This window comes from Streptomyces sp. NBC_01478 (assembly GCF_036227225.1).
GTDB lineage: Bacteria > Actinomycetota > Actinomycetes > Streptomycetales > Streptomycetaceae > Streptomyces.
The window spans coordinates 10,778,524-10,793,349 of record NZ_CP109444.1 but is presented as its reverse complement, the minus strand read 5'-3'; the positions used below and the strand labels follow the sequence as shown (position 1 = coordinate 10,793,349).

At 70.3% G+C, this 14,826-nt stretch carries 13 protein-coding genes; 6 read left to right on the top strand and 7 right to left on the bottom strand.

The window, feature by feature from the left end; translation table 11 throughout:
• Window positions 1-19: 19 nt before the first annotated feature.
• Window positions 20-1,876 carry a cellulase family glycosylhydrolase gene (locus OG223_RS47905; protein WP_329263454.1) on the bottom strand — a complete coding sequence of 619 codons (1,857 nt, stop codon included), beginning with the start codon at window positions 1,874-1,876 and terminating at the stop codon, window positions 20-22.
• An 87-nt stretch (window positions 1,877-1,963) separates the two neighbouring features.
• Window positions 1,964-3,931 (bottom strand): translation factor GTPase family protein, encoded by a 1,968-nt coding sequence (locus tag OG223_RS47900; protein ID WP_329263452.1) that lies wholly within the window; start codon window positions 3,929-3,931, stop codon window positions 1,964-1,966.
• A 177-nt stretch (window positions 3,932-4,108) separates the two neighbouring features.
• On the opposite strand from OG223_RS47900, the gene OG223_RS47895 reads away from it, so the two are divergent.
• Entirely contained in the window at window positions 4,109-5,215 is a 1,107-nt protein-coding gene (locus OG223_RS47895; RefSeq protein ID WP_329263450.1) for an XdhC family protein, read from the top strand.
• Window positions 5,216-5,224: 9 nt separating this feature from the next.
• Here the strand turns inward: OG223_RS47895 and OG223_RS47890 are convergent, their stop codons facing one another.
• Window positions 5,225-5,725, bottom strand: coding sequence for a metallophosphoesterase family protein (locus OG223_RS47890; protein ID WP_329263448.1), 501 nt, complete (start codon window positions 5,723-5,725; stop codon window positions 5,225-5,227).
• An 86-nt stretch (window positions 5,726-5,811) separates the two neighbouring features.
• Here OG223_RS47890 and OG223_RS47885 point away from each other — a divergent pair, with 86 nt between their 5' ends.
• The 5 genes from OG223_RS47885 (at window position 5,812) to rfbC (ending at window position 11,060) form a co-directional block, all read left to right on the top strand.
• On the top strand, window positions 5,812-6,273 hold the full coding sequence (locus OG223_RS47885; RefSeq protein WP_329263447.1) for a MarR family winged helix-turn-helix transcriptional regulator: 462 nt from the start codon (window positions 5,812-5,814) through the stop codon (window positions 6,271-6,273).
• Entirely contained in the window at window positions 6,270-7,667 is a 1,398-nt protein-coding gene (locus OG223_RS47880) for an MFS transporter (RefSeq protein ID WP_329263446.1), read from the top strand. The genes OG223_RS47885 and OG223_RS47880 overlap by 4 nt, the downstream gene beginning before the upstream one ends.
• Window positions 7,668-7,679: 12 nt before the next feature.
• Window positions 7,680-8,273, top strand: a complete 594-nt coding sequence (locus tag OG223_RS47875) for an isochorismatase family protein (RefSeq protein WP_329263444.1) — start codon at window positions 7,680-7,682, stop codon at window positions 8,271-8,273.
• Between the two features lie 136 nt (window positions 8,274-8,409).
• Entirely contained in the window at window positions 8,410-10,374 is a 1,965-nt protein-coding gene (locus OG223_RS47870) for a glycosyltransferase family 2 protein (protein WP_329263443.1), read from the top strand.
• A 77-nt stretch (window positions 10,375-10,451) separates the two neighbouring features.
• Window positions 10,452-11,060 carry a dTDP-4-dehydrorhamnose 3,5-epimerase gene (gene rfbC / locus OG223_RS47865; protein WP_329263441.1) on the top strand — a complete coding sequence of 203 codons (609 nt, stop codon included), beginning with the start codon at window positions 10,452-10,454 and terminating at the stop codon, window positions 11,058-11,060.
• Here the strand turns inward: rfbC and OG223_RS47860 are convergent.
• The 4 genes from OG223_RS47860 to OG223_RS47845 are packed head-to-tail and all read right to left on the bottom strand — an operon-like array spanning window position 11,050 to window position 14,766.
• Entirely contained in the window at window positions 11,050-11,853 is an 804-nt protein-coding gene (locus OG223_RS47860) for a class I SAM-dependent methyltransferase (protein ID WP_329263440.1), read from the bottom strand. The genes rfbC and OG223_RS47860 overlap by 11 nt on opposite strands.
• Window positions 11,850-12,731: a dTDP-4-dehydrorhamnose reductase gene (gene rfbD, locus OG223_RS47855; protein WP_329263438.1), complete on the bottom strand. Its 882-nt coding sequence runs from the start codon at window positions 12,729-12,731 to the stop codon at window positions 11,850-11,852. Before rfbD ends, OG223_RS47860 begins: the two co-directional genes overlap by 4 nt.
• A complete protein-coding gene (gene rfbB, locus OG223_RS47850; RefSeq protein ID WP_329263437.1) occupies window positions 12,731-13,702 on the bottom strand; it encodes a dTDP-glucose 4,6-dehydratase in 972 nt (323 codons plus the stop codon). Before rfbB ends, rfbD begins: the two co-directional genes overlap by 1 nt.
• A complete protein-coding gene (locus OG223_RS47845) occupies window positions 13,699-14,766 on the bottom strand; it encodes a glucose-1-phosphate thymidylyltransferase (protein WP_329263435.1) in 1,068 nt (355 codons plus the stop codon). Before OG223_RS47845 ends, rfbB begins: the two co-directional genes overlap by 4 nt.
• Window positions 14,767-14,826: the final 60 nt, after the last annotated feature.

Below are 14,826 nucleotides of genomic sequence, written 5' to 3'. Positions count from 1 at the left end.
ATCGGTGCCGTTGCGTTTGTCAGCTGTGCGATGCCGCCCAGGTGGCCAGTTCGGACTTGGCCGCGCTCAGCAGCGTCGAGGAGGGGCTCGACGCGCCGTTGGTGATCAGGGCGTAGTGCAGGGTCCCCGAGCCGGTGGCGGAGAGCAGGAGCCGGTGGCTGCCGGTGCCGCCGGGCTCGTTGGCGTAGCCGACCGGGGTGGAGGAGGTGTACGCCGGGACACCCGAGATCGCTCCCAGGTCGGAGACCACGGTGGTGGACGCGGCCGGGAAGGACGCCGGGAGGTGGAGTTCGGTCGGCGCGGTGGAGCTGTTGGAGCGCCACATCAGCAGGCCGTACTGGCCGGAGCCGACCAGCGAGGACACGTTCGGGAGGGTGCTGGGGACCGGGTTCCAGGTCAGGGTCGTCGAGCCGTCGCGGGAGCGGTCCTCGTAGGTGAAGGCGACCGTGGTGCCGGCGGTCGCGCTCGGGTAGATCCGGTCGAGCAGCCGGGCGTCCTGACGGAGTGTCACCGTGCCGGAGTCGGTCATGTCGACGGCCGAGAGGTCCTCGTCGTTCCAGGCGTCGCCGGAGGTGATCACCTTGTCGGGGTTGTCGTTCATCAGCTCGCTGTGGCGGCCGTTGTAGATGTCCCACTGCCACTGCGTACCGGACAGGACCGGACCGGAGCCCGCCGGGTTGGACCACCAACTGGCGCCCGGCAGACGGGAGTCGAGGGCCTGGTACATCGCCTTGAGGACGGTCGGCGCCTTGCCCGAGACCGTTCCGGACAGCGGATGCCCGAACTCGCTGACGACGGCGGCGGTGCCGGCCGCGGTGGCCCGGTCACGGACCGTCCCGAAGTCGGTCGCGTACTGGCCGTCGGCCGCGTTGCCCCACATCAGGATGCCGGAGATCGCCTTCTGGTCGTAGAAGTGGGTGTTGAAGACATAGCGCGACCCGAGCGTGCCCGCGTCGAGGAGTCCGCCCACCTGCACCTGGCTGGAGATGTTGGAGTTCCAGAAGAGGTTCGGTTCGACGAGGGCGGGCTTGGCGGTCCAGCCGGCCGCGTCCATCCGGGCCCGGAACTTCACATAGAACGGCCAGAGCAGGTTCTGCTCCCAAGTGCGGCTGGTCTGACCGGAGTCGTAGGTCCCGGCGAAGGGCTCGTTGTACGGGTCGAAGCCGACGACGCCCGCGAACTCCTCGGTGGTCAGGTGCTGTTGGATGTACGTCATGGTCGACTGGGCGGTGACGAGGAACGAGTCCTGGAGGCCGTAGTTGTTGTGCCAGAAGTCGTACTGGGCCTTGGTGACGGCCGAGTTCTGGGTGATGTTCTGGCCCCAGAAGAGGCAGATCCCGCAGGACTCCTGAGGGTAACTCCCCAGCGCCACGGCCCACTTGGGGGCGCCGTCGCCGGTGTACCAACTGCCGCTGTTGAACAGGTACTTGGAGTAGAGGTCCTGGTGGAAGTCGGGGTAGACGCGGATGCCGGCGTCGAGGAACGCCTGCATCTGCGCGGTGGCGGCGGCCAGGTACGTGGTGTCGACCTGGCCGCGGACGGGTTCGGCGTAGGCCCAGGAGAGCAGGAAGCGGACCGAGTTGCCGCCGCCGAGGGCGCGCAGCGCGGTCGCGGACTTCTTCGCGTCGGCGACCGAGGCGAAGGGGAGCCCGTCGTTCTCCGCCAGTTTGGTCTCACCGGAGACGTTGTAGCCGCGCAGCACGACCTGGCGGCCGTAACCGTCCACGAAGCTGCCGTTCTGCACGGTCAGCGCTGAGCCGTCGAACCAGAGGGAGTCGGTTGGGGTGGCGGCGGTGGCGGGTCCAGCGCCCAGCACCGACAGGAATCCGCAGAGGACAACCAGGACAACGAGCAAACGCGCCCGGACATTCGTCATGTCCACTACAGTCCGGTGCTTTCCGGACACTGTCAACACTTCTGACTCACGAGTAAGTCTGCGCTCTACCAGCCCTGTTGACACCTTTCAGGCCACACGGCGGGTCACGTTCAACAGGTACTCCTTCCGGTTCAGCGGGTTGTGGTCGGTGCGCGCCCGCTCCGGAACGGTGCCCTGCGCGACGGGCGCGTAGTGGTCGAAGGCGCTCTCCCACTCGCCCTCCCCACGCGTCAGCCCCGGCAACTGCCGCTCCAGCCCGTGCACTTGGGCCGCCGGCACCACCCCTTCCAGCACACACAGCGCCCCCTGCGTCTCGGTGGTCCCCGGCACGGCTCGCACCCCCGCGAGGACCGGCAGCAGGGCGCCGAGGGTGTCGGCCGGTACCTCGACGCGGAACCGGTGCATCGGCTCGTACACCTGGCTCCCCGCCCGCCGCAGCGCCTCGACGAGGACGAGCGGGGTCAGCCCGCGGAAGTCGGCCCCCGTGCTCGACATGCTCTTGTCGAAGCCCTGGTGGGCGTGGCTCTGCCGGGGCGAGTAGCCGGAGTGCGTCATGGTGACCACGCAGTCGGTGACCCGCCAGCCGTGCAGCCCCTGCCCGAGCGTCTCGCGCACGGTGTCCTCGACGGCCTTGAAGAAGGCGTACGGCATCGCGCCCAGCTCGACCTCCAGCGCGAACCGCACGCCCGAGCCGACCGGGGCCGGGGCGACCCGCAGGCCGACCGTGGCGAGGAACGGGTTCGGGTCCTTCTTGTTGAACTCGACCGCCGCGCCCGTGCCGACCGGCCGCTCGACGCACAGCGGAGTCGTCTCGCGGAAGGTGACGTGCACCCCGAACTCGTCGGCGAGCGTGTCCTGGACGACCTCCTTCTGAACCTCGCCGTAGAGCGAGACGGCGGTCTCCTGACGCACCTCGTCGTGGCGCAGGCCGATCAGCGGGTCCTGTTCGGCGAGGTGGGTGAGCGCGAGGTGCAGGGCCCGCCGGTCGGCGTCCGGGCCCGGGACGACGACGGTTTCGAGGGTCGGTGGCGAGAAGACGTGCTCGTACGCCTTCCTCGGTACGCCGATCGCGTCGCCGATCCTGATCTCGCCGAGGCCCCACAGCCTGCCGATCCGGCCCGCCGGGACGGAGTCGGAGGCGAGGTCCGTGCCGTGGTCGAAGACGCTGACCGCGGTGACCTTGCCCTCCTTCCCCGCGTCGCCGAAGGTGATCCGGTCGCGGGTGCGCAGCGTGCCGGAGAACATCCGCGCGTACGCGACCTTCTCCCCCGCCGGGCCGCGCTCGACCTTGAACACCGTGCCGGAGAGCGGGCCTTGGGGGTCGCCCTGGGCGGCGGGGAGCAGTTCCCTGACGCCGGTGATCAGCGCGTCCACGCCGGCGCCCGTGATGGCGGAGCCGAAGTAGACGGGGTGCACGAGGACCTGGCGGGTCTGGGCGGCGAGGGCCGCGCGCAGGAGGTCGTCGGACACGGTGTTCTCGACGTACGCGGTGAGCAGTTCCTCGTCGTGGTCGGCGAGGACGGCCGGCGCGGTGGGGCCGAGGCCCGGCAGGAAGCCGGCCTCGCGGGTGCCGAGGCCCTCGACCGAGCCCATCGGGACGACCGCCGCCTTGAGCCGCTCGGAGAGCGCGGCCAGGAGATCCCCGTAGCGTGCCCCGCGCCGGTCGATCTTGTTGACGAAGAGGAGCGTCGGGATGCGCAGCCGCTGGAGTGTGCGCATCAGGACGCGGGTCTGCGGCTGGACGCCCTCGACGGCCGAGACGACCAGCACGGCGCCGTCGAGCACGCCGAGCACCCGCTCCACCTCGGCGATGAAGTCCGGGTGGCCGGGGGTGTCGATCAGGTTGACGGTCACGTCGTCGACCGGGAACGAGACGACGGCCGACTTGATGGTGATACCGCGACGCCGCTCCAGCGCGAGGGTGTCGGTGCGGGTGTTCCCGTCGTCGACGCTGCCGAGTTCGTCGATCACACCGGCGGAGTGGAGCAGCCGCTCGGTCAGGCTGGTCTTACCCGCGTCTACGTGCGCGAGGATTCCGAGGTTGAGCAAGTGCACCTGGTGTCATGTCCTTCGATGAGGGGGGCGTTCCTTCCGGGGTGGACATGAACGGTGCGCGCATCTCGGTGCTCCTCGGTCGTCGGTGACTGCCGCCGATCAGTGCAGCAGAGCGGCGGCGGCGACGCCAACGGATTAACGTCCGTACAGGGACTGTGACGGTGAGAGGAGCACGGCGTGCGGGAGATGCTCCCGGAGCTCGGTCGCTGGTACGCGGCAGGGCATCCGTTCGGTCTGGCCACCGTCGTCGCGGTCAGCCGCAGCGCGCCGCGCGACCCCGGTGCGGCCATGGCCGTCGGCCCGGACGACGAGGTCGTGGGCAGTGTGTCCGGGGGCTGTGTCGAGGGCGCGGTCTTCGAGCTGGCGCGGGAGGTCGTGGCGAGCGGCGAGGCACGGCTGGAGACCTTCGGGTACAGCGACGAGGACGCCTTCGCGGTCGGGCTCACCTGCGGCGGCGAGATCACCGTGCTGGTACGGCCGGTCACACCCGAGGCCGATCCCGCGTTCGGGGCGGTCGCGCGGTCGGTCGCGGCCCACGAACCGGTGACCGTGGCGACGGTCGTCGGCGGCCCGGCAGCGCGCGGCGCCACACTCGCCGTCTGGCCCGACAGAGTGGACGGCACCCTCGGCACGAGCGGCCTCGATGTGGCGGTCACCGCCGACGCCCGTGGTGAACTCGCCCTCGGGGCAACGGGGTTGCGGCACTACGGGCCGCGCGGCGAGCGACGTGAGGACTCCGTCACCGTGTTCCTGCACTCCTTCGCGCCGCCGCCCCGGATGCTGGTCTTCGGCGCGATCGACTACGCGGCGGCGGTCGCCCGGATCGGCGACTTCCTCGGCTACCGGGTCACCGTGTGCGACGCCCGCCCGGTGTTCGCCACGCCGAAGCGCTTCCCGGCGGGCGTGGACGTGGTCGTGGACTGGCCGCACCGCTATCTGCGCGGCACGGACACCGACGAACGCACGGTGATCTGCGTCCTGACCCACGACCCGAAGTTCGACGTACCGCTGCTGGAGGAGGCGCTGCGCCGGCCGGCCGCGTACATCGGGGCGATGGGCAGCCGCCGCACCCATGACGAGCGGATGCGGCGACTGCTCGAAATCGGCCTCGGCGAGGGCGAGTTGGCCCGGCTGCGGTCCCCGGTCGGCCTGGATCTCGGCGCCCGTACGCCCGAGGAGGTGGCCGTGTCCGTCGCCGCCGAGATCGTCGCGCTGCGGTGGGGCGGGACGGGCGGTCCGCTGACGGAGGCGGCGGGGGCGATCCATCGGGCGCGGGTCAGGTGAGCCGGCGCGTCACCTCGGCGGCAGCCGGTGGAGTACCAGGTCCGTCAGGGTGCCGTCGGTGACCGTCGCCGTCAGATAGGTGCAGTGCGGCTGGCGCCGCCGGTCCGTCGGGGAACCCGGGTTGAGCAGGCGCAGGCCGGCCGGGGCCGTGGTGTCCCAGGGGATGTGGCTGTGCCCGAAGACCAGCACGTCCAGGCCGGGGAAGCGGGCCGCGCAGCGCGCCTCGCGGCCCTGGGCGGGGCCCGTCTCGTGGACGACGCCGAAGCGCAGGCCGCCCAGGTCGGCGTACGCCACCTCGGGGAGCCTGGCGCGCAGTTCGGGTCCGTCGTTGTTGCCGTACACGCCGACGAGCCGGCGGCTGCGGCTCTCCAGCAGGTCGAGGGTCGCGGTGTCGACCCAGTCGCCGGCGTGGAACACGACGTCGGCGCGCGGGAGTTCGGCGAGGAGCCGGGCGGGCAGTTCCTTGGCGCGCTTGGGGAGGTGGGTGTCGGACATCAGCAGCAGTCGCACCACCTCAGCCTAGGGTCCGCAGATCTTCAGGTGTACCTGTTCAGTTCCACCTGGACAGGTACACCTGAGAGTCTTACCGTGAGGGCGTGGATCACCAACCGACCGAGACTCCCGCGGGCATCTCCGACTCCGCCGCCTGCTCCGCACGCGATCTGCGGGTGGTGTTCAGCCGGCTGCGCCGCCGGATCCGCGAGGTGGCGACGGACGAGGATCTGACGCCCTCGCAGGAGTCGGCGCTCACGCTCGTCGGCAAGCACGGCGCGGCCACGGCCAGCGCACTGGCGTCCGCCGAGGGGGTCCGGCCGCAGTCGATGGCCGCCACCCTCGCCGCCCTCGACCAGCACGGCCTCATCCGCCGCAGCCCCGATCCCGAGGACGGCCGTAGACAGCTCGTCACACTCACCGAAACCGGCCGCGAGCGGATCGAGGACAACCGTCAGGTCCGCGAGGAGTGGCTCGCCCGCGCCTTCGAGGACCGGTACACCGAGCGGGAACGACGGACGATCCTCGACGCACTGGCGTTGATGGAACGGCTTTCCGAGCAGTGATACCGAAGCTCGGCCGGCCGGCACGGACCGCGCGTCCCGCACCGGCCGGTTTCGACCGGCGGCTGATCGCGCCGATGGTCCTCGGTTCCGTACTGAACCCGATCAACTCCTCGATGATCGCCGTGGCCCTCGTGCCCATCGGCATCGCCTTCGGGGCCCCGCCCTCGGAGACGGTGTGGCTGGTCTCGGCGCTGTATCTCGCCACGGCCGTGGGGCAGCCGGTCATCGGGCGGCTCGTCGACATGTACGGACCGCGCCGCCTCTATCTCATCGGTACGGCCCTGGTCGGCATCGCCGGACTCCTGGGCGCCCTCGCGCCGTCGCTCGGTGTCCTGATCGCCGCCCGCGTCCTGCTCGGGTTCGGCACCTCGGCCGCCTACCCGGCCGCGATGCAACTGACCCGCAGCGAGGCCGAACGCACCGGCCAGGACAGTCCGGCCGGTGTCCTCACCGCGCTGGCGGTCTCCGCGCAGACGGTGTCGGTGATCGGACCCACGCTGGGCGGCTTCCTGATCGGCGTCGGCGGCTGGCGCGCGATCTTCACCGTCAACGTGCCCCTCTCCCTTGCCTGTCTGGTCCTCGGCGTGCTCCGGCTGCCGCGGACGAGCAAGGACACGGCGGGCACCCGACGCGAGGTCGACCCGCCCGGCATGCTCCTGTTCGCCGTCATGCTGGTCTCGCTGATGATGTTCCTGACCGCCCCCAGGCTCTCCGAGTGGTACCTCCCGGTCCTCAGCGCCGTCGCGGCCACCGCCTTCGCGCGACGGGAACTCCGCGTCCCCGAACCCTTCGTCGACCTGCGGGTCCTCGGCGGCAACCTTCCCCTGGTGACCACGTACCTCCGCCAGTTCCTCGGCTACACCACGTCGTACGCCTTCCTCTACGGCTACACGCAGTGGCTGGAGGAGGGGCGCGGGCTGCACGCCTCCGCCGCCGGGCTCGTCCTGCTCCCGCTGTCGGTGACCGCCCTCTGCGTCTCCACCCTCACCGGGCGCCGCGAGGCGATCCGCGCCAAGCTGCTCGTCGGCAGCGCGGTCCAGATCGCCGGCTGCGCCGGGCTGTTGCTGGTCGGCTCCGGCAGCCCGGTCTGGCTGCTGCTCGCCGTCGGCGCGGTGCTCGGCATACCGCAGGGCCTGCTCGGGCTGGCCGGGCAGAACGCCCTGTACCGGCAGGCCGAGCCCGCGCGCATCGCGTCCGCCGCCGGACTGCTGCGCACCTTCATGTACCTCGGCGCACTCGCCGCCTCCGCGGCCACCGCGGCCTTCTTCCCGCACCGCGCCGACACCCCGGGACTGCACGGCCTGGCCCTGTTCATGGCCGTCGGGTCGGCGCTGCTCCTGGCGATCACCCTGCCCGACCGTTCACTGCGGACCCTCACCCCCCGAACCTCCTGAAAGGCCCGCCCCATGGCACTCACCACCCTCGACCCGCGTACCGCCCTCGTCGTGATCGACCTCCAGGGCGGCATCGTCGGCGCCCCGACCCAGCCGTACAGCGGGCCCGAGGTCGTCGCCCGTACCGTCGGACTCGCCGACGCCTTCCGGGCCGCCCGGCTTCCCGTGGTCCTGGTCCGGGTCACCTTCGCCGCCGACGGCGCGGACGCGGTGCCCGGCCGTACCGAGCAGCAGCGCGGCGGCGGCGCGACCCGCCCCGAGGGCTGGGACGTCATCGTCGACGAACTGGCCGGGCACCCCGGCGACATCCAGGTGATCAAGCGCAACTGGGGTGCCTTCCACGGCACCGACCTCGACGTACAACTGCGCCGGCGCGGTGTCACACAGATCGTGCTGACCGGCATCGCCACCAGCATCGGCGTCGAGTCCACCGCCCGCGCGGCCCACGAGCACGGCTACCACGTGACCCTCGCCACGGACGCGATGAGCGATCTGGACGCGGTGTCGCACGCCCACAGCATCGGGCGGATCTTCCCGCGTCTTGGCGAGACGGGCACGTCCGCCGAGGTCCTGGAACTTCTGGCCAAGACCCACGACGTGAGCTGACATCGGTCTACTGCGGGTTAACCGTTGCCCAACACCGGCCCAATGGGCGGCATCCAGACCGACCGGGTTAGCATCAGCCCACCGCGCCGTTCCGCATCGGGCAACGCGCACCACAAACAAGGGGGCCAGAAGCCGGATGTCGGTCAAGGTCAGTGTCGTCGTCCCTGTGTACAACCCAGGGCCCTATATCGAGGATTGCATCTCCTCTCTCCTCAGGCAGTCCCTGCCTAACGACGAGTACGAGGCGATCTTCGTCAACGACGGCTCGACGGACGGCACACCCGCGCGGCTCGACGAGATCGCCGCCGAGCACCCCCACATCCGGGTCATCCACCAGGAGGCCTCGGGCTGGTCGGGCAAGCCCCGCAACGTCGGCATCGCCGCGTCCCAGGGCGAGTTCGTCATGTTCGTCGACAACGACGACTACCTCGGTGACGAGGCCCTGGAGCGGATGTACGAGTACGGCGTGGCCAACGGCGCCGATGTCATCGTCGGCAAGATGGCCGGCAAGGGCCGCGCCGTACCCGTGGAGCTGTTCCGCAAGAACTACCCGCACGCGTCGGTCGAGACCGCGCCGCTGATGGACAGCCTCACCCCGCACAAGATGCTCCGCCGCGCGTTCCTCGACCGCATCAACCTACGGTTCCCGGAGGGGCGTCGCCGCCTGGAGGACCACGTCTTCGTGACGGAGGCCTACCTCGCCGCGGACAACGTCGCCGTGCTCAGCGACTACGTCTGCTACTACCACATCAAGCGTGAGGACGCCTCGAACGCCGGCTTCCAGCGCTTCGACCCGGTCGGCTACTTCAAGAACCTGCGCGAGGCCCTCGACGTCGTCGAGAAGTACACCGAGCCGGGTCCGGCCCGCGACAAGATCTACCGCCGCTGGCTGCGCGTGGAGATGATGGAGCGCCTCGGCGGCGGCCGGCTCCTCAAGGCCCCCGACGACTACCGCCGCGAACTCCTCAAGGAGATCCGCGGTGTCATGACCGAGCGCTTCGGCCCCGGCGTCGCGGCCGGTCTCGGCCCGCGCCTGCGGGTCGTCGCCGCCCTCGCCGCCGCCGACCGCTACGACGACCTCGTCGAGCTCGCCGAGTGGGAGGCCGCCCTCAAGCCGACGGCGGTCCCGGGCGAGATCGAGTGGCGGGACGGCCAACTGCTGGTCCACTACCGGGCCGAGTTCGTCGTCGACGACAAGCCGGCGATCTACGAGGCCGAGGGCGCCCCGGCCCCCAAGCACCCGGAGCCGAAGACCCTCGCCGAGGCGACCGCCATGCTCACGGCCGACGCCACCGCCAACTTCAAGAAGGCGACGGCCGACCTCGTCGTCCGCGAACGCACCAGCGCCGCCTCGCACTTCCAGCCCGTGCAGATCTCGCACGAGACGATCGCCGACGGCGACGGCGTCCGCCTGGTGCTGCACGCCACGGCCACGATCGACCCCGCCACCGCGGCCGCCGGCACTCCGCTGGGCGCCGGCCTCTGGGACACCTACGTCCGCGTCGTGATCGGCTCCTGGAACAAGGAGTGCCGCCTCGGCCCGGTCCCGCAGCACGGGGAGAACGCCGGGCACGCCGGTGTCGTCGCCGGCCAGGTGATGCTCCCGTACTACACGGAGCCGCACGGCAACTTCTCGCTGGACATCGACAAGGCGAGCAAGCGCCTCGGCCTCGCCGACCTCAAGCCCGAGGACTTCACGGTCACCGGCGCCCGCGTCGGCGTCCTGCTCCCCTTCTACGTCGCCGCCACCACGGACGTACTGCTGCGCCTGACCCACAAGTCGTCCGGTACGACGCTGGACGTGCCCGGCGTGGTCTCCCCCGAGTCCTCCGGCGTCCGGCTGGCCGCCGAGGTGCCCGCCGCCGAGCTGAAGGACCTGGCGTGGAACGCGTCGGTGTGCCTGGCCCCGGCCGCCACCGGCCAGCGTTTCCTGGCGCTGCCGGTACGGCTGGCCGGTGACGCCGCCGGTGTCCGCGTGGAGGCGCTGCCGGCGCCCAAGCCCGCCGAGCCCAAGCCGGCGCCGAAGCCGGTGGCCGCCAAGCCCAAGCCCGGGCTGGCCCGCCGGGTGGCGCGCAAGCTGAAGCGCGCCCTGAACAAGTAGCAAGTAGCGGTACCCGAGCGGGACGCGGTACCCGAGCGGGACGCGGTACCCGAGCAAGTCATGGAGGACGGAAGAACGTGCGAGCACTGGGAATTGAAGGCGCCTGGGTCCTGGAACCCAAGGTCTTCCCTGACGACCGCGGCAGTTTCCACGAGTGGTACCGCGGTGCGGAGTTCCGCGAGGCCACCGGGTACGACCTGGAGCTGGCGCAGGCCAACTGCTCGGTCTCGCGGCGCGGTGTGGTGCGCGGTGTGCACTTCTCCGATGTGCCGCCGAGCCAGGCCAAGTACGTGAAGTGCGTGCGCGGCGCGGTCCTCGACGTGATCGTGGACATCCGCGTCGGCTCTCCCACGTTCGGTCAGTGGGAGGCCGTACGGCTGGACGACGACACCCACCACGCCGTGTTCCTCGCGGAGGGGCTGGGGCACGCGTTCATGGCGCTCAGCGACGACGCGACGGTGGTGTACCTGTGCTCGACGGGTTACTCGCCCGGACGTGAGCACGGGATCAACCCGCTCGACCCCGCGCTGGGCATCGCCTGGCCCGAGGGCTTCGAGCCGGTGCTGTCGGAGAAGGACGCCGAGGCGCCCACATTGGCAGAGGCGGAGCAGTCAGGACTTCTTCCGTCCTACGCGGACTGCTCCGCCTACTACGAGCGACTGCGCGGTGGGCAGATCAGCGACTGACGCTGAGCTGCTCCACCGAGCGGCGCAGGGGCTCCCAGCCGCGGGACCGCTTGGTCCCGCGGTCACGGGCTTTGGCGAGGGGGCCCCAGAAGCCGGCACCCAGCAGCGCCTCGGGCTTCACCGCGGTGGTGCGCTCCAGGATCGCCTCGGGCACCTTCTGCGGGTCCGGGACCTCGAACTCGGCGATGATCTCGTCGTACTTGTCCTGGAGGACCGTGCTGGTCGGGTCGGCGCCGAAGACCACGAGCTGACCCGTGGGCTGGGTGTCGACCAGGACCGTCACCAGGTCCGGACGGTAGCGGGCGAGGATCTCGACCAGCTTGTAGACGTCGCCGGTCCAGGCGTCGGTGTGCCGGTCCCGGGCGGCCTCGTCGATGCTGCGCGGCAGCATGTCGTCGAAGACGATGACGCTGGCCCAGTCCGAGTGCTTCTCCACGTTGATGAAGTCGCGCAGCGCGTACTCGAACAGGTGCATGCCGTCGATGAACGACAGGTCCAGCGTGGTGGTCTTCCACCAGCCCAACGGGCTCCGGTTGCGGGCCAGTTGACGCAGCGGGTGACGGCCGCCGCGCAGGTGCACCAGCGGGTTGTCCCGGGCGAAGAAGTCGTCACTGGTCGCCTTGGCCAGGTGGACGTCACAGCGGATCTCCGTGACCACCTTGAACGCGGGATCGATCGCAACGCTGGGCACCCGGGAGAGCGTCAGGCTGCGGCCGTCGTTGACGCCGATCTCCAGGTAGTTGCGGTTCGCGGTTGACTTGTGGAGCCCCCGCAGGAACTCATGACGTTTCACGAAGAAATCTCCTTGCGGATGTGAGGAAGTGCTTCGTGCAGGGCGGACCGCCAGTCCCTAGGCGGTTCCAGGCCGACCTCCCGCCACCGCTCGTGCCCGAGGGCGCTGTAGGCGGGGCGGGGCGCCGGACGGACGAAGGCCGCGCTCGTGGTGGGACGCACGCGTTCCGGGTCGGCGTCGAGGAGCCGGAACACCTCCTGTGCGAGACCGTGCCAACTGGTCTCACCGGAGCTGGTCGCGTGGAACACTCCGTGCGCGCCTTCGACTTGACCGATGCGTTCACCGAGATCGGCGATCCGCACGGCGACGTCGGCGGTCCAGGTCGGCTGACCGCGCTGGTCGTCGACGACGTCGAGAGTGTCGCGACGTGCCTCCAGCTCGATCATCGTGCGGACGAAGTTACCCCCACAGGCTCCGTACAGCCAAGCCGTGCGCACGACGGCGCTCGCACCGGGCAGTTCGGCCAACACGGCCTGCTCGCCCACGAGTTTGGTCCGGCCGTACGCGGTGCGCGGGGCGGTGGGGTGGTTCTCCGGGTACGGCGTGCTGCGGGCCTCGCCGTCGAAGACGTAGTCCGTGGAGACGTGGACCAGGCGCGCGCCGGAGGCGGCGCAGGCGCGGGCGAGGATCCGGGGGCCCTCGCCGTTGATGAGAAGGGCCCGCTCCTCGTCGGTCTCGGCGTCGTCGACGGCGGTGTACGCCGCGCAGTTCACCACCACGTCGGGGTGGTGTGCCGCGAACGCCCGGTCCACCGACGCGGGGTCGGTGATGTCCAGGGCGGCGCGGTCGAGTCCGACGAACTGCTCACCGCGACGGGCGAGTTCCTCCAGTACGTCGTGGCCGAGCATCCCGCCGGCTCCGGTGACCAGCCACTTCATCAGCCGCGCTCCACCCGTGCCTTGAGGGGTTCCCACCAGGCACGGTTGTCGCGGTACCAGGCGACGGTGTCGGCCAGGCCGCTCGCGAAGTCGTGCCGCGGCTGGTAGCCGAGCTCGTCGTGGATCTTGGACCAGTCGACGGAGTAGCGCAGGTCGTGGCCCTTGCGGTCCTCGACGCGCTCGACCCGGTCCCAGTCCGCGCCGCAGGCCTCGAGGAGGAGGCCGGTGAGCTCCTTGTTGCTGAGCTCCGTGCCGCCGCCGATGTTGTAGACCTCGCCGGCCCGGCCCTTGGTGCGCACGAGCTCGATGCCCTGGCAGTGGTCCTCGACGTGCAGCCAGTCGCGGACGTTGAGGCCCTCGCCGTAGAGCGGGACCTTCTTGCCGTCGAGGAGGTTGCTGACGAACAGCGGGATGACCTTCTCGGGGAACTGGTGCGGCCCGTAGTTGTTCGAGCAGCGGGTGACGCGCACGTCAAGGCCGTGGGTGCGGTGGTAGGCCAGGGCGAGCAGGTCGGAGGAGGCCTTCGACGCGGAGTACGGCGAGTTCGGCGCGAGCGGGTGGGTCTCGGGCCAGGAGCCCTCGTCGATGGAGCCGTAGACCTCGTCGGTGGAGACGTGCACGAACGGCACGCTGTAGCGCAGGGCCGCGTCGAGCAGGACCTGGGTGCCCACCACGTTGGTGCGGACGAAGTCGCCGGCGCCGTCGATCGAGCGGTCCACGTGGGACTCGGCGGCGAAGTGGACGACCTGGTCGGCCTCGGCCATCAGCTTGTCGACCAGTTCGGCGTCGCAGATGTCGCCCTGGACGAACTCGAGGCGCGGGTGGCCTATTTCGAGGTTGTCGAGCGTGCCGGCGTACGTGAGCTTGTCCAGCACCGTGATGCGGGGCGCGTCGGGCGCGTCCGAGGCGAGGAGCATGCGGGCGTACGTGGAACCGATGAAGCCGGCGGCGCCGGTGACGAGGAGATTCATGAACGGATCTGCACCTTGCTGTGGTCTCCGAGAACGAGGCGGTGGGCGCTGGGTACCCCCGGAGCGGGGGTCACTTCGACGTGCTTGCCGATGAGCGAGGACTCGATCCGGCCCACCCCGGCGATGGACGAGTCCTGCAGCACTATGGAGAACTCCAGCTCACTGTCGGTGATCCGGCAGTTCTCCGCGACCGAGGTGAACGGCCCGATGTAGGAGTCGCTCACCACGGTTCCGGCCCCGATGACGACGGGTCCGACGATGCGCGAACGCTCGATGCGCGCGCCTTCCTCGATCACCACGCGGCCGATGGTCTCGGAGGCGTCGTCGACCTCGCCGTCGATGCGGCGGTCCATGCTCTCCAGGACGGTCCGGTTGACCTCGAGCATGTCGACGACGTTGCCCGTGTCCTTCCAGTAGCCGTGGATGACCGAGGAGCGCACGTCGGCGCCGTCGTCGATCAACTGCTGGATGGCGTGGGTGATCTCCAGCTCGCCGCGCCAGGACGGCTTGATGGCGCGCACGGCGTCGTGGATGGCGGGCGTGAAGAGGTAGACACCGACCAGAGCGAGGTCGCTCTTGGGGTGCTTCGGCTTCTCCTCCAGGCCGATGACCTGGCCGGACTCGCTGAGTTCGGCGACGCCGAAGGAGCGCGGGTCGGGCACGTGGGTGAGGAGGATCTGCGCGTCGGGCTTGTTGGCCTGAAAGCCCTCGACGAGGCCGGTGATGCCGCCGACGATGAAGTTGTCACCGAGGTACATCACGAAGTCGTCGTCGCCGAGGTACTCGCGCGCGATCAGCACGGCGTGGGCCAGTCCGAGGGGCTGGTCCTGCGGGATGTAGGTGACCTTCAGGCCGAACTTCGACCCGTCGCCCACCGCCTCCTCGATCTCCGCCGCGGTGTCACCGACGATGATGCCGACCTCGGTGATGCCCGCGTCGGCGAGTGATTCGAGCCCGTAGAAAAGGACGGCCTTGTTGGCCACCGGGACGAGCTGTTTTGCCGATGTGTGTGTGATCGGCCTCAGGCGGGATCCAGTGCCGCCGGAGAGAACGAGAGCCTTCATCGCTTCACCTTAGCGTCATCTTCGGACGCGCATCGTTCCTCCCTATGTTCGTTTATTACG

Excerpts from the sequence above, each read along its gene's own strand:
- rfbD (WP_329263438.1), bottom strand. The coding sequence starts at position 12,731 with ATGAAGTGGCTGGTCACCGGAGCCGGCGGGATGCTCGGCCACGACGTA.
- OG223_RS47875 (WP_329263444.1), top strand. The coding sequence starts at position 7,680 with ATGGCACTCACCACCCTCGACCCGCGTACCGCCCTCGTCGTGATCGAC.
- rfbB (WP_329263437.1), bottom strand. The coding sequence starts at position 13,702 with ATGAATCTCCTCGTCACCGGCGCCGCCGGCTTCATCGGTTCCACGTAC.
- OG223_RS47905 (WP_329263454.1), bottom strand. The coding sequence starts at position 1,876 with ATGACGAATGTCCGGGCGCGTTTGCTCGTTGTCCTGGTTGTCCTCTGC.
- OG223_RS47845 (WP_329263435.1), bottom strand. The coding sequence starts at position 14,766 with ATGAAGGCTCTCGTTCTCTCCGGCGGCACTGGATCCCGCCTGAGGCCG.
- OG223_RS47870 (WP_329263443.1), top strand. The coding sequence starts at position 8,410 with ATGTCGGTCAAGGTCAGTGTCGTCGTCCCTGTGTACAACCCAGGGCCC.